The following is an 18,950-nucleotide window of genomic DNA, read 5'->3' as shown; positions in this document are numbered from 1 at the left end:
AAGCATGCGCAAGACCTTCGTTCCCGCCGCCGCGGCCCTGGCCGCCCTGGCGTTCTGCACCGGCGCCGCCCTGGCGCAGGACAAGCCCGTGATGCTCAAGCTCTCCAGCTGGGTGCCGGCGCAGCACCCGCTCAACCCGGCGCTGCAGGCCTGGGCCGACGACATCAAGAAGGCGTCCAACGGCACCATCACGGCGACCCTGTTCCCCTCCGAGCAGCTGGGCAAGGCGTTCGACCACTACGACATGGCGCGCGACGGCATCGCCGACTTCGCCTACGTGAACCCCGGCTACCAGCCGGGCCGCTTCCCGATCATGGCCGGCGCGTCGCTGCCCTTCCTGTTCGCCAACGCCAAGGGCGGCACCGCGGCCATCGACGCCTGGTACAAGCAGTACGCCGCGCAGGAGATGAAGGACGTGAAGGTGTGCTTCGCCTTCGTGCACGATCCGGGCACCTTCCATGCGCGCAAGAAGATCACCGTGCCGGGCGACATCAAGGGCATGAAGATCCGTCCCGCCACCAGCACCATCGGCCAGATGGTCACCGCGCTGGGCGGCACCAACGTGCAGGCCTCGGCCCCCGAGTCGCGCGACATGCTCGAGCGCGGCGTCGCCGACGCCATCACTTTCCCGTGGGGCTCGATCGGCCTGTTCGGCATCGACAAGGTGGTCAAGTACCACATGGACGCGCCGCTGTACGTCACGCCGTTCGTCTGGGCGATGAACAAGGCCAAGTACGACGCGATGTCGGCCGGCCAGAAGAAGGTGATCGACGACCACTGCACGACCGAGTGGGCCGAGAAGGTGGCCTCGCCCTGGGCCGACTTCGAGTTCGCCGGCCGCGCCAAGATGGCGGCGCTGCCCGGCCACGAGGTCTACAAGCTCACCGCCGAGCAGCTCACGGCCTGGCGCCAGGCCACCGCGCCCGGCGAGGCGCAATGGGCCGACGGCGTGAAGAAGGCCGGCCAGGATCCCAAGGCCGTGATGGATTCGCTCAAGGCCAGCCTGACCAAGTACAAGGCCGCGCTGTAAGCGGCTGACCGGGCGGCGCCCCAGCGTGGGCGCCGCGCCCACCGAGGAGGGGCTTTGCAGGACAAGCGCAACTTCGCCGACCGCTTCATCAGCGGCATCGAGTGGCTGGCGGCGATCTTCGTCGGGATCGTCGCCCTCAACATCTTCATCAACGTGCTGCTGCGCAAGTTCTTCAGCACGTCGATCCCGGATTCGTACGACTTCGGGCGGATGCTGCTGGGCATCCTGATCTTCTGGGGCATCGCGGCCACCAGCTACCGCGGCGGCCACATCACCGTGGACCTGGTCTGGACCGCCGTGGGCAAGAAGGCGCGCCGCGCGATCGACGTGTTCGCCACGCTGGTGCTGCTGTTCGTGGTGGTCGTGCAGACCGCCATGCTGTTCGACAAGGTGCGGCTCACCTACGTCGACCACGTGCTCACCTACGACCTGAACATCCCCACCTGGCCGTTCTATGCGGTCGCGTGGGCCGGCGACGTCTGCGCGGTGATCCTGATCGCCATCCGCACCTGGCGCCTGGTGGTCAAGCCCGAGGCCCTGCACGACGAGCATTTCGAAGACAGAAAGACGGAATAACGCATGGCCCCCACGCTTGTCACTTCGTGCGCTGCGCTGCCCCCCGGGGCGGCCGCGGGCTTCCTGACGCGGCCCGGCGGAGCCTGACCACCCGATGGACACCGACCTGATCGCCCTGGTGGGCTTCGTCTCGCTCTTCGCCCTGATGCTGCTGCGCGTGCCCGTGGGCATGGCCATGGGGCTGGTGGGCATCTCCGGCTACGCCTGGATCGCCGGCGCCGGCCCGGCGCTCAAGCTGGTGGGCCAGACGTCGATGCGCACCGTCACCGACTACACCTTCGGCGTGATCCCCATGTTCATGCTGATGGGCGCCTTCGTCTCGGTCTCCGGCGTCAGCCGCGAGCTGTTCAAGGCCGCCAACTCGATGATCGGCCACCTGCGCGGCGGCCTGGGGGTCGCCACGGTGCTGGCCTGCGGCGGCTTCGCGGCCATCTGCGGATCGTCGGTCGCCACGGCGGCCACGTTCTCCAGCGTGGCCTATCCGGAGATGCGCCGCTTCGGCTACCCGCAGTCGTTCTCCACCGGCGTCATCGCCGCGGGCGGCACGCTCGGCGCGATGCTGCCGCCCTCCACGGTGCTGGCGGTGTACGCCATCCTCACGCAGCAGGACATCGGCAAGCTGTTCATGGCCGGCGTCATCCCCGGCCTGTTCGCAATGCTGCTGTACGTGCTCACCATCCTGGTCATCGTGAAGGTGCGCCCCGGCTGGCTGCCCGGCGGCGACCCCAAGCCGTGGGCCGAGCGCGTCGCCGACCTGAAGAACGTGTGGGCGCCGCTGGTCCTCTTCATCTTCGTGATCGGCGGCCTGTACGGCGGCCTGTTCACGCCGACCGAGGCCGGCGGCGTGGGCGCCAGCGGCGCCTTCCTGCTCGGGCTGGTGCGCGGCAAGCTCGATCGCGCCAAGATCAAGGAGGCGCTGCTGTCGGCCACGCGCACCGCGGCCGCGGTGTTCACGGTGCTGATCGGCGCGCTGATGTTCGGCTACTTCCTGACCATCACGCAGACCCCGCAGAAGCTCACCGGTTTCCTCACCGGCCTGGGCGTCGGTCCCTACGGCGTGCTGGCGCTGATCATGGTGATGTACCTGGTGCTCGGCTGCCTGATGGACGCCATGGCCATGATCATCCTGACGGTGCCGATCATCTTCCCGGTGGTCACGCAGCTGGGGTTCGACCCGATCTGGTTCGGCGTCATCATCGTCATGACCGTGGAACTGGGCCTGATCCACCCGCCGGTGGGCATGAACGTGTTCGTGATCAAGAGCGTGGTGCAGGACGTGACCTTCACCACCATCTTCAAGGGCGTGCTGCCCTTCGTGGCCACCGACATCCTGCGGCTGGTCATCCTGATCACCTTCCCGATCATCGCCCTGTGGCTGCCGGGGAAGATGGGATGAAGGAAGTCGCCTATCCCGTGCGGGTGGAGTTTGGCGACTGCGACCCGGCACGCATCGTCTGGTTCCCCAACTTCTTCCGCTGGATCGACGCCGCCTCGCGGCACTTCTTCATCGAGTGCGGCGTGCCGCCGTGGGCCGAGACCGAGAAGACGCTGGGCGTGATCGGCACGCCGCTGGTGGACACCCACGCCCGCTTCGTCAAGACCGCCACCTACGGCGACCAGCTGCAGATCCACACCAGCATCGGCGAATGGCGCGCCAAGAGCTTCGTGCAGCGCTACCGCGTCACCCGCGGCGACGACCTGCTGATGGAGTGCGAGGAGGTGCGCATCTTCGCCGGCCGGCGCGAGGACGGCAGCATCTTTGCGCAGCCGATCCCCGCGGCGATCCGCGCGCTGTGCGAATAGCGGCCGCCCTTCGCCCCTGAGCGCCCCTGCAGGCCGGGCCGCCGCGCGAACCGGGCGAAATCCCGCAGTCGGCGCGGCGACCTCATGCAGTATCCTCGCCCACGCTCATCCATCGGGCCGCTGCACCCGTGCTCGCCGCCACCCGGCGCACCCGTGCAGGACCTCCCGCCACCCGCGGGCGGGCCGGTCCGCCACATCGACCAGGTGCCATGAACAGAACCCTCCTCGCGACTGCGCTCGCTGCCCTCCTTGCCGCCGGTGCGGCCAACGCCCAGGCGCCCCAGCGTGCCGAGCGCGCCGACGACCTTCCCCGCTTCAGCTATCCCGTGCAGGGCGAGCTCGAGGCCATCGTGCGCGACCCGCAGCGCTTCGCCGCCTTCGCCGCCGACGTGCGGCGCGACACCGAGCAGACGCTCGCGCGCTTCGACATCGCCGACCTGTCCAGGCGCCGCCAGCTGCTGGGCGTGCTGCTGCAGCTGGACCTGCTCGACGGCCGCTGGGACGACGCGCTGCGCCGCTCCAACGAGATCCGCGGGCTGCAGGAGAAGCCGGCCGACAAGCTGCTGTCGGGCCTGAGCACGCGCGCGATCGTCTCCGCGGTGAAGAAGACGGGCGGGCGGCAGTCGCCGCAGTTCGCGCCCGAGGTCGCGCAGGCGATGGCCGGTGAGCTGCAGGGCCTGCCGTACCTGGTGGTGCGCAACGACGTGCAGCGGGCCAAGGCGGGCATGGAGACGGTCGGCGAGACGCTGGTCCTCGGGCGGGTGCGCAACGTGCTGCAGCCGGTGGCGGCGCAGACCGGCGCCATCAGCTCCGACCTCGCGCCGGCCCTGATCGGCGCGCGCTACGCGCTGGAATTCGTGCTGCCGCTGAAGGCGGCGATGCTCGACACCTACACCCGCTACCTGGCCGCCAACCAGGTCGACAAGCCGGACATCTGGGCCCAGCGCGACGTCGCCCTGCCCGCCGGGCGCAACTACGCCACCGTGCCGGTCGTGGTCTGGGACAGCGGCGTCGACATGCCGCTGTTCCGCGGCCGGCAGATCCTGCAGGGCGGCGTGCCCGCCACGATCGCGTTCGACCTGCGCAGCCAGCCGTCCAAGGAGCCCCTCAAGCCGCTGGGCGCGCAGCTGCACAAGCGCCGCGACGAATTGCTGGCGCGCAGCAAGGGCATGTCCGACCTGACCTCCAACATCGACAGCCCCGAGGCCTCGGCGGTCAAGAAGCTGCTGTCGGAGCTGTCGCCGCAGGCGTACCGCAGCACGCTCGAGGAGATGCGCCTGGTCGGCGTCTACGAGCACGGCACCCACGTGGCCGGCATCGCGATGGCCGGCAACCCGTACGCGCGCCTGGCGAACGCGCGCATCGAGTTCGGCCACACCATGCTGCCCGACCCGTGCCCGACGCCGGAACTGCAGGAACGCGCGGCGGCCAACTTCGCCAAGTACGGCGACTTCATCCGCCGCACCGGCGCCCGCGTGGTGAACATGAGCTGGGGCGGCAACCTGCGCTCCTACGAGGTGGAGCTGGAGCAGTGCGGGATCGGCAAGGACACCGCCGAGCGCAAGGCGATCGCCCGCCGCTACTTCGACCTGCACTACAAGTCCCTGAAGGCGATGTTCGAGTCGCTGCCCGAGGTGCTGTTCGTCACCTCGGCCGGCAACTCGGGCGACAACCCCACCTTCAACGATGCCTACCCGTCGGGCATCGCGCTGCCGAACATGGTCTCGGTAGGCGCGGTCGACAAGGCCGGCGACGAGGCCGGCTTCACCAGCTACGGGCCGACGGTGCTGCTGCACGCCAACGGCTACCAGGTCGACAGCGTCGTTCCGGGCGGCAAGCACATCGCGCTGTCCGGCACCTCGATGGCCTCGCCCCAGGTGACCAACCTCGCCGCCAAGATGCTCGCGGTCAAGCCCGCGCTCAAGCCGGCGGAGGTGATCGAGATCATGCGGCGCACGGCCGACCGCAGCGACGACGGCCGCCGCACGCTGGTCAATCCCGCCAAGGCGCTCGCCGCCGTCGGCTACCGGCCCTGAGGCCCGGCCGGCCTCAGCCGCGCTTGTCGCGCACGCGCTGGGTGCCGGCCTTGCCGATCGCCTTCCACTTCCTGCGCAGCGCGATGCGCTGCAGCGGCGTCTGCTCGGCGCGCTGCGCATCGCGCAGCAGCTTGCGGTAGTTCAGCAGCCGGTCTTCCTCGACCAGCTCGCGCACCGCGCAGCCCGGCTCGCCGTCGTGGCGGCAGTCGCGAAAGCGGCACCGCGTCCCCAGCGCCTGCACGTCCTCGAACGCCGCGGCCAGCGCTTCGGCGGCCGCGTCGGGCCGCCAGGTCCGCAGGCCGGGCGTGTCGATGATGCAGGCCCCGCCGGCGCAGCGGTGCAGCGACCTCGCCGTCGTCGTGTGGCGTCCGCGGCCGTCGCTGCGCCGCACGGCGCCGGTGGCCTGCAGTCCCTCGCCCACCAGGGTGTTGGTCAGCGTCGACTTGCCGGCTCCGGACGAGCCGAGCAGGACCAGCGTCTGGCCGGCGCCGAGCCAGCCCCACAGCGCCACCCGGGCGGCGTCGCTCGTCGCGTCGACCGCCACCACGGGAACGGAGGCCGGCAGGCGGCGCCGCAGCTGCTCGGCGCGCGCCGCCGCATCCGGCACGAGGTCGGCCTTGCTCAGGACCACCACCGCCGCGACGCCGCTGGCGCGCGCGAGCGCGATGGAGCGCTCCATCCGCCGGGGGTTGTAGTCGGCGTCCAGCCCCATCACGAGCAGCGCCGTGTCGACGTTGCTCGCGAGCGGCTGGCGCCGTCCGTCGTTGGCCCGCCGCGCGATCTGCGTGACGGGCTCCAGCCGCTCGCTGGTCCACCAGCGGCCCTGGTCGTCCGGGCAGGCGACGACCCAGTCGCCGACCGTGAGCGGCGCGTCCCGCGCCTGCAGCACGGCCAGCAGGCGGGGCAGCGGCCGCGCGAGATGGTCCTCGTGGCCGTCGTCGAGGGTGTGGCAGTCGCGCTGTGTCTCCACGACGCGGGCCAGGCGCGCGCGGCCCTCCAGGGTCAGCGCGCCGAGGAGGGACAGCACGGCCTGGGCCAGGCCGATGCCCCGCAGGGATTCGATGTCGATGTGCATGGTGCTCGATTCATGGTGGTCCGCAGGTGCGCGCGGGCGCACGCCGGCCGCGTGCAGGGCACGTGGCTCGGATCGGAAGGCCGGCCGCCGACGCGGCGGGGAATCAGGGCACCCGGTGGGGCGGTGACGCGCGGGTCAGGCGGCCGACAGGAGGGGGGCAAGGTCGTGTCGTTCCATGGCTGGCTCTCCTGTGGTGGTGGTGGAAGGAAGCGGCAGTGTGCCAGCGGCCGGCCGGCGCGGTCAACGCGCACCGGCGCTGTCGCGCTGGTGGCGTGGCGGCTGAAACACATGTCACCCGCACCGAGGTGTAAGGTGCAGCCGACCGCCCCCAGGGAGTGCCATGGCCACAGCCACAGCCGCCGCGCCCGCGCGCAAGCCCCTCTACCGCTCGCTCTACGTGCAGGTGCTCACGGCGGTCGTGGTCGGCATCCTGCTGGGCCACTTCCAGCCCGCGCTCGGCGAGCAGATGAAGCCGCTGGGCGACGGCTTCATCAAGCTGATCAAGATGATGATCGCGCCGATCATCTTCTGCACCGTCGTCACCGGCATCGCGGGCATGGAGGACATGAAGAAGGTCGGCAAGACCGGTGGCCTGGCCCTGCTCTATTTCGAGCTGGTCAGCACCATCGCGCTGGTGATCGGGCTGGTACTGGTGAACCTGGTCGGCCCGGGCCGGGGCATGAACGTGGATCCGGCGAGCCTGGACACCAAGGGCATCTCCGCGTTCACCGCGCCGGGCAAGCTGGGGACGACCACCGAGTTCCTCCTCAACCTCATCCCGAACACGCTCGTCGACGCCTTCGCCAAGGGCGAGATCCTGCAGGTGCTGCTGATCGCCGTCCTGTTCGGATTCGCGCTGCACCGGTACGGCGGGCGCGGCACGCTGGTGTTCGACTGGATCGAGAAGACCTCGCACGTGCTGTTCACGATGGTCGGCTTCATCATGCGGCTGGCGCCGATCGGCGCGTTCGGGGCGATGGCCTTCACCGTCGGCAAGTACGGCCTGGGTTCGCTGTTCTCGCTCGGCAAGCTGATGGGCACGTTCTACGCCACCTGCCTCGTATTCATCTTCGTCGTGCTCGGCACCATCGGGGCGCTGCATGGCTTCTCGGTGTGGAAGCTGGTGAAGTACATCAAGGAGGAACTGCTGGTCGTGCTGGGAACGTCCTCGTCCGAGTCGGTGCTGCCGCGGATGATGGAGAAGATGGAGAACCTGGGCGCGCGCCGCACGACGGTGGGCCTGGTGATCCCCACCGGCTACTCGTTCAACCTGGACGGCACCAGCATCTACCTGACGATGGCCGCGGTGTTCATCGCGCAGGCGACCAACACGCCGATGACGCTGATGCAGGAGCTGACGCTGCTGGGCGTGCTGGTGCTGACGTCCAAGGGCGCGGCCGGCGTCACGGGCAGCGGCTTCATCGTGCTGGCGGCGACGCTGTCGGCGGTGGGCCACGTGCCGGTGGCGGGCCTGGCGCTGATCCTGGGCATCGACCGCTTCATGTCCGAGGCGCGCGCGCTCACCAACCTGATCGGCAATGCGGTCGCCACGCTGGTGGTGGCGCGGTGGACGGGGGACCTGGACCTGGAGCGGCTGCGCTCGCAGCTGGATGCGCCGGGCGACGCGACCGACGATCCGGAATCGGTGTTCAACGCCCACACCGAGCAGCCGGCGCTCGGCGCCGAGCCGCGGCCCTGAGGCCTCAGGCGGCCTCGGCGAGCTCGCCGCGGTACTTCTCGAGGAAGACGCGCAGCTGGCGGTAGTCGGACTTGGAGATCGCGTCGGTGGCGCCGAGCGCGCGGCACTTCTGCACCACGGCCGGCGAGGCGAAGTCGCTGAAGACCACCACGCCGGGGCCGGGCGCGTCGCGCCGCAAGCCATTGAGCACCGAGAAGCCGGAGCCCTCGCGCAGCATCAGGTCCAGGATCACCAGGTCGCAGCCGCCGCGGTTGTCGTGCAGCCACTGGTGCGCCGACGACTCGGTGGCGCAGCTGCCCACGAGGTCGTAGCCGCCGACGAAGTGCAGGGTTTCGTTGATCAGTTCATGCGAGGCCTTCACGTCCTCGACCAGCAACACGCGGATTCCCAACGACTTCTCCTGCAACTGCGACTGCGGATCCACCCCGCCCGGCGGGTGCCGGAACTCGGTGGAGCGACGCCGGTCGCGGAGCGTGGTCGGCTTTTGCCCGGCTCAGTCCGCGAAGCGACGGGCGATTGTCATCAAATTGCCCCCGGTTGGCTGTAGGTCGAGGCCTACAGCCTGTCAGCCGAAGGTCAGATCACCAGCACGGCCCGGAAGTCGTTGACGTTGGTGTGCGTGGGCCCGGTGACCACCAGGTCGTCCAGGGCGGCGAAGAAGCCGTAGGCGTCGTTGCGCTGCAGGTGCGCGTCGGCGCGCACGCCCGCGCCCGCGGCGCGGTGCAGCGTGTCCGGGGCGACGAACGCGCCCGCGTTGTCCTCCACCCCGTCGATGCCGTCGGTGTCGGCCCCCAGCGCCCAGACGCCGGGCTGGCCCTGCAGGGCCACCGCGAGTCCGAGGCAGAACTCGCCGGCGCGGCCGCCGCGCCCGCGCGGCGTTCCCTCGGGCTGCCTGCGCACGGTGACGGTGGTCTCGCCGCCGGACAGGATCACGCACGGCCGCGCGAACGGCTCGCCGCGCCGGGCCACGGCGCGGGCCAGCGCCGCATGGACCTTGCCCACCTCGCGCGACTCGCCTTCGATCTCGTCGCTCAGGATGTGGGCGGCGATGCCCGCCGCCCGCGCCTGCGCGGCGGCCGCCTCCAGCGACTGCTGGGGCGTGGCGATCAGGTGCACCGCGTGGCCGGCAAAGACCGCGTCGCCCGGCTTGGGCGTCTCCAGCGCGCCCTGCTCCAGCAGGCTCATGGTGGCGCCCGGCACCTCGATGCCGTAGCGCAGCAGGATCGCGACCGCGTCCGCGCAGGTCGTCGCATCGGGCACCGTGGGGCCGCTGGCGATGACCGACGGGTCGTCGCCGGGCACGTCGCTGATCGTCAGCGTCACCACCCGCGCCGGGTGGCACGCGGCGGCCAGGCGGCCGCCCTTGACGCGCGAGAGGTGCTTGCGCACGCAGTTCATCTCGCCGATCGATGCGCCGCAGTGCAGCAGCTCGCGGTTGATGCGCTGCTTGTCGTCCAGCGTGAGCCCCTCGGCCGGCGCGGTGAGCAGCGCCGAGCCGCCGCCGGAGATCAGGCACAGCACCAGGTCGTCCGCCGACAGGCCGTGCGCGAGCGACAGGATGCGCTGGGTGGCGGCCAGGCCGGCGGCGTCGGGCACCGGGTGCGCCGCCTCGACGACCTCGATGCGCGCGGGCAGCCCCGCCGGGCGTGGCGGGATGTGGCCGTAGCGCGTGATCACCAGGCCCGACAGCGGCGCGTCGGCGGGCCACAGCGCCTCCACCGCCTGCGCCATCGAGGCCCCGGCCTTGCCGGCGCCCAGGACCAGCGTGCGCCCGCGCGGCGGCGGCGGCAGGAAGGCGCCCAGCGTGCGCAGCGGCAGGGCCCGCTGCACGGCGGCCGCATACAGGTGCTGCAGGAAGGCGCGTGGATCGCGCCGCGGATCGGGAACGTCGTTGCCGGGAAGGTTCATCGTTCTTGCCTTGGTCTTCATTCGCCCAGCACGGTCACGACCACGGTGCGGCGCTGCGGGCCGGTGCGATGCTCCCACAGGAACAGCCCCTGCCAGGTGCCCAGCAGCAGGCGGCCCTGCCCGACCGGCACCGTGAGCGATTCGCCGGTGAGCACGGTGCGCGCGTGGGCCGCCATGTCGTCCGGGCCTTCCGTGTCGTGCCGCCAGGCGGGGTCGCCATCGGGGGCGGCGCGGGACAGCACGGTCTCCAGGTCGCGCCGCACGTCGGGGTCGGCGTTCTCGGTGATCACCAGCGAGCAGCTCGTGTGCTGCACGAACACGTGCGCGATGCCGGTGCGCACGCCGGACTGCGCGACCGCCCGCGCGACGGCGTCCGTGATGTCGCGGCTGCCGCGGCCGCTGGTGCTGAAGTCGAGCGTCGACTGGTGGTGCATCGGGCCGCCATTGTCGCCCGCCGGGCGCGGACTTCAGCCCGGCACCGCGGCCAGCGCTTCCTCCAGCTCGTGCACCTGGGGTGCTTCAGCCCCAGCGTCGGGCGGTACGGGGTTCGACGCCGTCTGACTCATGCGTGCAACTTAGCCCACCACCATGGATGAGCCGGGGCCCCGGGCCCCGGGCCGGCGCGCAACACGGCACCGCCCATGGGCTGCGGGCGGGCCGGCCGCGCCGGTCAGGAGCGCTCGTCGCGCGGCGGGCGCACGGTGCCGGTGGGCAGGGTCTTCTCGATCACCTTGTCATCGGGCACGTCGTGCGGCCCCGGCTCGTCGGGGATCGGCGGCACCTGGCCGGCGATGGACTCCTCGGCCTGCGGCGAACGGTCGGGCGTTCCGGTGGTGGACATGGCGGTCTCCTGGCGATGCGTCGGACGAGCATGGCACCGCGCCCGCCGCGCCGGCTGTAGGACAGCCGCGCGAGCGGCGCCCCGGGGTTCAGTCGATGCGGGCGCCCTGCCGGAACCACTGGCCGATCACGGCGCGCTCGGCATCCGTGATGCCGGTGGCATTGTTCATCGGCATCAGCCTGGCGACGACGGCCTGCTGGTACACCGCCGCGGCGTGCTGCTTCACCGCCTCGGGACTGTCCAGCCGCACGTTCTTCATCTGCACCTGCGCGCCATGGCACAGGTAGCAGCGCTGCTCCAGGATGGGCCGCAGCTGCGCGTAGCCGACGTCCGCCGGCGGCGCCGACGCCGCCGCCTGGGGCGCCGGCGCGAGCCAGGCCACGGTGGCCGCGAGCGCCGCCACGCCGGCCAGCGCATACGGCAGCGGGTGCCGGTTGCGGCCCAGCTTCCAGCCGTGGCGCAGGACGAAGAACTGGCGGATCGCCGCGCCGGCGAACATCAGCAGCACCAGCACCAGCCAGTTGCGCGGATGGCTCCAGAGGAAGCTGTAGTGGTTGGACAGCATGGCCACCAGCACCGGCAGCGTGAAGTACGTGTTGTGCACGCTGCGCTGCTTGCCGCGCTTGCCGTGGATCGGGTCGACCGGCTGGCCGGCGCGGATGGCGGCCACCACCTTGCGCTGCCCCGGGATGATCCAGAACAGCACGTTGGCGCTCATCGAGGTGGCGATCATCGCCCCCACCAGCAGGAAGGCGGCGCGGCCGGGGAAGAGGTGGCACGCCAGCCAGGCGGCGACGCCCACCAGCGCCGCCACCAGCACGCCGACCACGGCGTCGCCCTTGTCGCGCTCGCCGAAGACGCGGCACACGGCGTCGTACGCGAACCAGAACACCACCAGGAACGCGAGCGCCGCGGCGACCGCCGCCGCGGGCGACCAGTCCACCAGCGTGCGATCGACCAGGTAGGCGCTGGCGTTCCACAGGTACGAGACCATGAGCAGCGCGAAGCCCGACATCCAGGTCGTGTAGCTCTCCCAGTAGAACCAGTGCAGGTGCTCGGGCAGCTTCGGCGGCGAGACGGCGAACTTCACCGGGTGGTAGAAGCCGCCGCCGTGCACGGCCCACAGCTCGCCGCTGACGCCCTGGCGCTTGAGGTCCTCGTCCACCGGCGGGGTGAGGCTGGCGTCGAGGAAGACGAAATAGAACGAGGAGCCGACCCAGGCGATCGCGGTGATCACGTGCAGCCAGCGCAGCAGGAAGTTGGCCCAGTCGAGAAAGTAGCTTTCCATGGCGGTGTTCAGGTCGTTGCGGCGCGGGCCTGCAGGAGTTGGGCCGCCACGCTGGCGGCGATGACGGCGGGTTGCTTGCCCGCGATGCCGGGCAGGCCGATCGGGCAGTGCACGGCATCGAGCTCGGCGGCCGCGAAGCCGCGCGCCTCCAGCCGGTGGCGGAAGGTCGCCCACTTGGTGTGGCTGCCGATCAGCCCGAGGAAGGGCAGGTCGGCGCGCTCGCGCCGGCGCTGCAGGCAGGCGGCGACGATGTCCAGGTCCTCGGCATGGCTGAAGCTCATGACCAGCACCAGGCTGCCCGGTGCCAGCCCGCGCACGGCCGCCTGCACCGGATCGGAATGCTCGCACTGCACATTGGCCGGCACCTCGGCCGGGAAGATCTGGTCGCGGCTGTCGATCCAGGTGAGCGCGAAGGGCAGCTCGGCGCAGGCCCGCACGATCGCGCGCCCCACGTGGCCGCCGCCGAACAGCGCCACCGGCTGCAGGACCGGCGCCAGCCGCGTCCGCAGCGCCGGCGCATCGGCCGCCGCGACGCGCTCGAAGCGAAGGTGCACCACGCCGCCGCAGCACTGGCCCAGGCTGGGGCCCAGGGCATAGCGGCGCAGCGTCTCGCCCTCGGCGCCTTCCGCCTGCCAGGCGCGCGCGCTGGCGATGGCGTCGAACTCGAGCTGGCCGCCGCCGATCGTGCCGGCGATGCCCGAAGGCGCCACCAGCATCCAGGCCCCCGGCTCGCGCGGCCCCGAGCCCTGCACGGCCTGCACGGTGACCAGCACCGCGCCGCCATCGCGCTCGAGCAGGCCGATCGCGTCCATCACAACCGCCACGGCCGCGTCTGTGACACGCGGCAACAAGCGAACTCAGCCGTAAGCAAGGTCATCCGGAGTTTCACGCTGGCCGTTGCCCGCAGGCACGGGGACCATCCGTGCACCGAGGAGGAGATTCCATGCACCCGAAGTTCAAGCGCCAGCGCGCGCTGCTCGCCCCCCTGGCCGCCGTCGCCAGCCTGCTGGCCGCGTGCAGCAGCACGCCGCCCCCGGCCCCCGAACCGCCCGTCGCCGTCGCGCCCCCCGCGCCGGTGGCGCCGCCGGTCGAAGCGGTCGTGGCCAACAGCCGCGTGTCCGAAGCCGTCACGCCGCGCGCGTACCGCAAGGACGCGGCCGCGCACCTGTACGGCCTGAACCAGGGCCGCATCTGGCACGGACGCCTGCCGCCCCTGCTGTACGCGGTCGGCGTGCTGCAGGTCGAAGTGGGCCGCCAGGGGCAGGTGCAGAACATCAGCTGGATGCGCGCTCCGCGCCATGCGCCCGAAGTGATTGCCGAGATCGAGCGCACCGTGCGCGCCGCGGCCCCGTACCCGGTGCCCGCGCGCATGGGCCGGGTGGTCTACACCGACACCTGGCTGTGGCACAAGAGCGGCCGCTTCCAGCTCGACACGCTGACCGAGGGACAGGACTGAGCGCGCGCGCGCCATGACGGCCGCCCGGCTCACGAGCCGCGGTAGGTCGAGTAGCTCCACGGGCTGACCAGCAGCGGCACGTGGTAGTGCTCGGTGGGGTGGGCGATGCCGAAGTCCAGCCCCACCTGGTCGAGGAACGGCGGGTCCGGCAACGCCACCCCGCGGGCGCGGAAATACGCGGCCACGTCGAACACCAGGCGGTACGTGCCCTGGCGCAGCTCGCTGTCCTTGTACAGGGGCCCCTCGGGATTGCGCCCGTCCGCATTCAGCGTGAAACGGCGCACCAGCGTGGGCTGGCCGCCCTGCACGGTGTACAGCGCCACCGACATCCCGGCGGCGGGCGTTCCGTGCATCGTGTCCAGGACGTGGGTGCTCAGGCCCATGCAGCAACTCCTCAATGGTCGACAGAAGTGTATACACTTTTGCGGGCGCCAGCTATCATCGCCCCGCCATGGAGCCGTCCACCACCGCCGTCATCGCCCGCGAGCTGACCCAGGCCATCGCGGGCCATCGGCTGCAGCCGGGCACCAAGCTGGCCGAACAGAAGCTCGCGGACCACTTCGGCGTGTCGCGCACGCTGGTGCGGCAGGCCCTGCACCAGCTGGCGCAGAACCGGCTGGTGACGCTGGAGCCCGCGCGCGGCGCGTTCGTGGCCGCGCCGACGGTGGAGGAGGCGCGCCAGGTGTTCGCCGTGCGCCGCATGCTGGAGTCGGAGATGACGCGCGTCTTCGCACGGGAAGCGCCGCCGGCCAGCATCCGCGGGCTGCGCGAGCACGTCGCGCGGGAACAGGCGGCGCTGGACGGCCACGACACGGCCGGGAGCATCGAGCTGCTGGGCGACTTCCACGTGCGGATGGCCGAGCTGATGGGCAACGAGGTGCTGGCCCAGATCCTGCGGGACCTGATCGCCCGCAGCTCGCTCATCACCCTGATGTACCAGCGCGCCGGCGCCGCCCGCCACTCGCAGCAGGAGCACGTGCAGATCGTGCGGGCGCTGGCGGCGCGCGACTCCGAGCGGGCCGTGCAGTTGATGGACGAGCACCTGCGGCACGTCGAGGCCAGCCTGGCCTTCGACCGGCCGCGACCCACCCACGACATCACCCAGGCGCTGGCCGCGGCATGAGCGCAGACCCACAGCGAACCGCGCAGGAGGACCCCGTGAGCACCACCTACGACAGCACCGCGGCCTACCCGCGCGACCTGGCCGGCTACGGCCGCAACCCGCCGCACGCGAAGTGGCCCGGCAATGCGCGCATCGCCGTGCAGTTCGTGCTCAATTACGAGGAAGGCGGCGAGAACGCGGTGCTGCACGGCGACCCCGGTTCCGAGCAGTTCCTCTCCGAGATGTTCAACCCGGCCAGCTACCCGGCGCGGCACCTGAGCATGGAGGGCATCTATGAATACGGCTCGCGCGCCGGCGTGTGGCGCATCCTGCGCGAGTTCGAGCGGCGCGAGCTGCCGCTGACCGTGTTCGGCGTCGGCATGGCGCTGCAGCGCCACCCCGAGGTCACGGCCGCCTTCGTCGAGCTCGGGCACGAGATCGCCAGCCACGGGTGGCGCTGGATCCACTACCAGGACGTGGACCGCAACACCGAGCGCGAGCACATGCGGCTGGCGATCCGCGCCATCGAGCAGCTCACCGGCCAGCGCCACGGCAGCCCGGGCGCCATCCACGGCGCGGGCTGGTACACCGGCCGCGACAGCCCCAACACCCGCCGCCTCGTCGTGGACGACGGTGGCTTCGAGTACGACAGCGACTACTACGGCGACGACCTGCCGTTCTGGATGAAGGTGCGGCGCAGCGACGGCGCGCCGGCGGCGCACCTGGTGGTGCCGTACACGCTGGACACCAACGACATGCGCTTCTCGCTGCCGCAGGGCTTCTCGCAGGCGCAGGACTTCTTCGTCTACCTGCGCGACACCTTCGACGCCCTGTACGCCGAAGGCGACCCGGCCGGCCTGGACCGGCCCAAGATGATGAGCGTGGGCATGCACTGCCGCCTGCTCGGGCGCCCCGGGCGCATCGTGGCGCTGCAGAAGTTCCTCGACCACATCGAGAAGCACGACCACGTCTGGGTGTGCCGCCGCATCGACCTGGCGCGCCACTGGAAACTGATCCATCCCTTCGCCGGCTGACCCCATGCCCCTCACCCTCGACCAACTCAATGCGGCCAGCGCCGACGAAGCGGCCACGCTGCTCGACGGCCTGTACGAGCACTCGCCCTGGATCGCCCGCGCCGCGCTGGCGCAGCGGCCGTTCCGCTCGCTCGCCCATCTCAAGCACGCGATGGCCAGCGTCGTCCGCCAGGCCGGCCCGGAGCAGCAGCTGGCGCTGCTGCGCGCGCATCCGGAACTGGCCGGCAAGGCGATGGTGAGCCGCACGCTCACGGCGGAATCGAAGAACGAGCAGGGCAGCGCCGGCCTGACCGACTGCACGCCGCAGGAGTTCGCAACGATCCAGCAGCTCAACGCCGACTACAACGCCAAATTCGGCTTTCCCTTCATCCTGGCCGTGCGCGGCCCGCGCGGCACCGGCCTGTCGCGCGGCGAGATCATCGCCACCTTCGAGCGCCGCCTGGCCAACCCGGCCGACTTCGAGCGCGCGGAGTGCCTGCGCAACGTGCACCGCATCGCCGAGATCCGGCTGAACGACAAGTTCGGCGCGGCGCCCGCCGAGGGCGAGCAGGTCTGGGACCAGCTCGAGCGGCTGGCGCAGTTCAGCGATCCCGGCTTCAAGGACAAGGGCCAGCTCACCGTCACCTACCTCACCGACGCGCACCGCGCCGCGGCCGCGCGCATCGCGCAGGACATGCGCGAGGCCGGCTTCGACGACGTCGACATCGACGCGGTCGGCAACGTCGTGGGCCGCTACCGCGCCGGCGCGCCCGGCGCCCGGACGCTGCTGACCGGCTCGCACTACGACACCGTGCGCAACGGCGGCAAGTACGACGGCCGGCTGGGCATCCATGTGCCGATCGCGTGCGTGCGCGCGCTGGCGGCGCAGGGCCGGCGGCTGCCGTTCGGCCTCGAGGTCGTCGCTTTCGCCGAAGAGGAAGGCCAGCGCTACAAGGCCACCTTCCTCGGCTCCGGCGCGCTGATCGGCGCCTTCGACCCGGCCTGGCTGGACCAGAAGGACGCGGACGGCACCACGATGCGCGAGGCCATGGCCCACGCCGGCCTGCCGGCCACGCTGGACGCGATCCAGGCGCTGCGGCGCGACCCCGGCGCCTACCTCGGCTTCGTCGAGGTGCACATCGAGCAGGGCCCGGTGCTCAACGAACTCGACCTGCCGCTGGGCATCGTCACCTCGATCAACGGCGGGGTGCGCTACACCTGCGAGGTCGTCGGCATGGCCAGCCACGCCGGCACGACGCCGATGGACCGCCGGCGCGACGCGGCGGTGGCCGTCGCCGAGCTGGCGCTGTTCGTCGAGCGGCGCGCGGCGCGCGACGGCGACTCGGTGGGCACCATCGGCATCCTGCAGGTGCCCGGCGGCTCGACCAACGTCGTGCCCGGCCGGTGCCAGTTCACGCTCGACCTGCGCGCGCCCAACGACGCCCAGCGCGACGCCCTGGTGCAGGACGTGCTCGCCGAGCTGCAGGCGATCTGCAGCCGCCGCGGCGTCGGCTTCACCACCGAGCTGACCATGCGCGCGGCCGCCGCGCCCAGCCACCCCGCCTGGCAGGCGCGCTGGGAGCGCGCCGTCGACGCGCTGGGCGTGCCGCTGCACCGCATGCCCAGCGGCGCCGGCCACGACGCGATGAAGCTGCACCAGGTGATGCCCCAGGCCATGCTGTTCGTGCGCGGGCAGAACGCCGGCATCAGCCACAACCCGCTGGAGAGCACCACCGCCGACGACATCGAGCTGGCGGTGCAGGCCTTTCGCCACCTGCTCGACCAACTGGCCACCGGAGCGACCGCATGACCGACCACGACCGCCTCGACGCCTGGGTCGACGCCCACTTCGACGAGGAAGCGCGCTTCCTGCAGGAGCTCGTCCGCGTGCCCACCGACACGCCGCCGGGCAACAACGCCCCGCATGCCGACCGCACGGCCGAGCTGCTGCGCGGCTTCGGCTTCGAGGCCGAGAAGCACCCGGTGCCGGCCGAGGCCGTGCACGCGCAGGGACTGCAGTCGATTACCAACCTGGTCGTGCGGCGCCGCTATGGCGACGGCCCCGTGGTGGCGCTCAACGCCCACGGCGACGTCGTGCCGCCGGGCGACGGCTGGACCCACGACCCCTACGGCGGCCAGATCGACCAGGGCTTCCTCTACGGCCGCGCGGCCGCGGTGAGCAAGAGCGACTTCGCCACCTTCAGCTTCGCCGTGCGGGCGCTCGAGTCGCTCGGCGCGCCGCTGCGCGGCGCCGTGGAGCTGCACTTCACGTACGACGAGGAGTTCGGCGGCGAGCTCGGCCCGGGCTGGCTGCTGAAGAACCGCATCACCCGCCCCGACCTGATGATCGCGGCCGGCTTCAGCTACCAGGTGGTGGTGGCGCACAACGGCTGCCTGCAGATGGAGGTGACCGTGCATGGCCAGATGAGCCACGCCGCGATCCCGGACAGCGGCACCGACGCGCTGCAGGGCGCCACGCACATCCTGCAGGCCCTGTATGCGCTCAACCGCGAGTACCTGCGGGTGACCTCGCGCGTGGAAGGCATCACCCACCCCTACCTGAACGTCGGCCTCATCGCCGGCGGCACCAACACCAACGTGATTCCGGGCAAGGTGGTGCTCAAGCTGGATCGACGCATGATCCCGGAAGAGGATCCGGCCGAGGTCGAGGCGTCGATTCGCGCCACCATCGACGCGGCCGTTCGCTCGTTCGAGCCGCCGCGCGGCGGCCGCGACATCCGCGTCGAGGTGCGCCGGCTGCTGCTCGCCCGCTCGATGGTGCCGCTGCCCGGCAACGAGCCGCTGGTGCGAGCCCTGCAGGCGCACGGCCAGGCCGTGTTCGGCGAACCGATCCCGGCGGTGGGCACGCCGCTCTACACCGATGTGCGCCTCTACACCGAGGCCGGCATTCCCGGCGTGATCTACGGCGCCGGGCCGCGCACGGTGCTGGAATCGAACGCCAAGCGCGCAGATGAGCGCCTGGACCTCGAGGATTTGCGCAAGGCGACCAAGGTGGTCGCCCGGACGCTGCTCGACCTGCTGCGGCCCGCCACGCCGCAGGCATGAAAAAGCCGGGCTGGGCCCGGCTTTTTCAACTGGTCGTCGAACCGCCCGGAGTGGCTC

General features: G+C 71.5%; 19 protein-coding genes. 11 read left to right on the top strand and 8 right to left on the bottom strand.

The window, feature by feature from the left end:
* Window positions 1-4: 4 nt before the first annotated feature.
* The 5 genes from AC3ANR_RS04175 to AC3ANR_RS04155 all read left to right on the top strand — a co-directional run bounded on the left by AC3ANR_RS04175 (window position 5) and on the right by AC3ANR_RS04155 (window position 5,445).
* Window positions 5-1,030: a TRAP transporter substrate-binding protein gene (locus AC3ANR_RS04175; RefSeq protein WP_488290617.1), complete on the top strand. Its 1,026-nt coding sequence runs from the start codon at window positions 5-7 to the stop codon at window positions 1,028-1,030.
* 54 nt (window positions 1,031-1,084) lie between these two features.
* Window positions 1,085-1,606 (top strand): TRAP transporter small permease, encoded by a 522-nt coding sequence (locus tag AC3ANR_RS04170; protein ID WP_488290616.1) that lies wholly within the window; start codon window positions 1,085-1,087, stop codon window positions 1,604-1,606.
* A gap of 94 nt (window positions 1,607-1,700) precedes the next feature.
* Window positions 1,701-3,002: a TRAP transporter large permease gene (locus tag AC3ANR_RS04165; RefSeq protein WP_488290615.1), complete on the top strand. Its 1,302-nt coding sequence runs from the start codon at window positions 1,701-1,703 to the stop codon at window positions 3,000-3,002.
* Window positions 2,999-3,409, top strand: a complete 411-nt coding sequence (locus tag AC3ANR_RS04160; protein ID WP_488290614.1) for an acyl-CoA thioesterase — start codon at window positions 2,999-3,001, stop codon at window positions 3,407-3,409. Before AC3ANR_RS04165 ends, AC3ANR_RS04160 begins: the two co-directional genes overlap by 4 nt.
* 209 nt (window positions 3,410-3,618) lie before the next feature.
* Complete coding sequence (locus tag AC3ANR_RS04155) at window positions 3,619-5,445, top strand: S8 family serine peptidase (protein WP_488290613.1); 1,827 nt, start codon at window positions 3,619-3,621, stop codon at window positions 5,443-5,445.
* A gap of 13 nt (window positions 5,446-5,458) precedes the next feature.
* Here AC3ANR_RS04155 and rsgA read toward each other — a convergent pair whose 3' ends face one another.
* A complete protein-coding gene (gene rsgA, locus AC3ANR_RS04150; protein WP_488290612.1) occupies window positions 5,459-6,520 on the bottom strand; it encodes a ribosome small subunit-dependent GTPase A in 1,062 nt (353 codons plus the stop codon).
* Window positions 6,521-6,860: 340 nt separating this feature from the next.
* Here rsgA and AC3ANR_RS04145 point away from each other — a divergent pair, with 340 nt between their 5' ends.
* The gene (locus tag AC3ANR_RS04145) at window positions 6,861-8,219 is read left to right on the top strand and encodes a dicarboxylate/amino acid:cation symporter (RefSeq protein ID WP_488290611.1); all 1,359 of its coding nucleotides are present in this window, start codon (window positions 6,861-6,863) and stop codon (window positions 8,217-8,219) included.
* Between the two features lie 4 nt (window positions 8,220-8,223).
* On the opposite strand, the gene AC3ANR_RS04140 is transcribed toward AC3ANR_RS04145, so the two are convergent.
* The 6 genes from AC3ANR_RS04140 to xdhC all read right to left on the bottom strand — a co-directional run bounded on the left by AC3ANR_RS04140 (window position 8,224) and on the right by xdhC (window position 13,068).
* Window positions 8,224-8,610, bottom strand: coding sequence for a response regulator (locus tag AC3ANR_RS04140; protein ID WP_488290610.1), 387 nt, complete (start codon window positions 8,608-8,610; stop codon window positions 8,224-8,226).
* A gap of 185 nt (window positions 8,611-8,795) precedes the next feature.
* Window positions 8,796-10,127, bottom strand: coding sequence for a glycerate kinase type-2 family protein (locus AC3ANR_RS04135; RefSeq protein ID WP_488290609.1), 1,332 nt, complete (start codon window positions 10,125-10,127; stop codon window positions 8,796-8,798).
* Between the two features lie 17 nt (window positions 10,128-10,144).
* Window positions 10,145-10,561 (bottom strand): secondary thiamine-phosphate synthase enzyme YjbQ, encoded by a 417-nt coding sequence (locus tag AC3ANR_RS04130; protein WP_488290608.1) that lies wholly within the window; start codon window positions 10,559-10,561, stop codon window positions 10,145-10,147.
* A 236-nt stretch (window positions 10,562-10,797) separates the two neighbouring features.
* Complete coding sequence (locus tag AC3ANR_RS04125) at window positions 10,798-10,968, bottom strand: hypothetical protein (RefSeq protein WP_488290607.1); 171 nt, start codon at window positions 10,966-10,968, stop codon at window positions 10,798-10,800.
* Between the two features lie 88 nt (window positions 10,969-11,056).
* Entirely contained in the window at window positions 11,057-12,256 is a 1,200-nt protein-coding gene (locus tag AC3ANR_RS04120; protein ID WP_488290606.1) for a urate hydroxylase PuuD, read from the bottom strand.
* 8 nt (window positions 12,257-12,264) lie between these two features.
* Entirely contained in the window at window positions 12,265-13,068 is an 804-nt protein-coding gene (gene xdhC / locus AC3ANR_RS04115; protein WP_488290605.1) for a xanthine dehydrogenase accessory protein XdhC, read from the bottom strand.
* A 131-nt stretch (window positions 13,069-13,199) separates the two neighbouring features.
* On the opposite strand from xdhC, the gene AC3ANR_RS04110 reads away from it, so the two are divergent.
* Window positions 13,200-13,712, top strand: a complete 513-nt coding sequence (locus AC3ANR_RS04110) for a hypothetical protein (protein WP_488290604.1) — start codon at window positions 13,200-13,202, stop codon at window positions 13,710-13,712.
* Between the two features lie 29 nt (window positions 13,713-13,741).
* Here the strand turns inward: AC3ANR_RS04110 and uraH are convergent, their stop codons facing one another.
* Window positions 13,742-14,095, bottom strand: coding sequence for a hydroxyisourate hydrolase (uraH, locus tag AC3ANR_RS04105; protein WP_488290603.1), 354 nt, complete (start codon window positions 14,093-14,095; stop codon window positions 13,742-13,744).
* A gap of 68 nt (window positions 14,096-14,163) precedes the next feature.
* On the opposite strand from uraH, the gene AC3ANR_RS04100 reads away from it, so the two are divergent.
* Genes AC3ANR_RS04100 through AC3ANR_RS04085 form a run of 4 tightly spaced genes read left to right on the top strand, consistent with a single transcriptional unit; the run spans window position 14,164 to window position 18,893 of the window.
* Window positions 14,164-14,835, top strand: a complete 672-nt coding sequence (locus AC3ANR_RS04100; protein WP_488290602.1) for a GntR family transcriptional regulator — start codon at window positions 14,164-14,166, stop codon at window positions 14,833-14,835.
* A 35-nt stretch (window positions 14,836-14,870) separates the two neighbouring features.
* A complete protein-coding gene (gene puuE / locus AC3ANR_RS04095; RefSeq protein WP_488290601.1) occupies window positions 14,871-15,848 on the top strand; it encodes an allantoinase PuuE in 978 nt (325 codons plus the stop codon).
* A gap of 4 nt (window positions 15,849-15,852) precedes the next feature.
* Window positions 15,853-17,637, top strand: coding sequence for a 2-oxo-4-hydroxy-4-carboxy-5-ureidoimidazoline decarboxylase (uraD, locus tag AC3ANR_RS04090; RefSeq protein ID WP_488290600.1), 1,785 nt, complete (start codon window positions 15,853-15,855; stop codon window positions 17,635-17,637).
* A complete protein-coding gene (locus AC3ANR_RS04085; RefSeq protein WP_488290599.1) occupies window positions 17,634-18,893 on the top strand; it encodes a M20 family metallopeptidase in 1,260 nt (419 codons plus the stop codon). Before uraD ends, AC3ANR_RS04085 begins: the two co-directional genes overlap by 4 nt.
* The last annotated feature ends 57 nt before the right edge of the window (window positions 18,894-18,950 follow it).

It is taken from the genome of Ramlibacter sp. JJN2-2R (genome assembly GCF_057747835.1).
The sequence above is the reverse complement of the archived record's forward strand: the minus strand, read 5'-3'. Positions and strand labels throughout refer to the sequence as shown.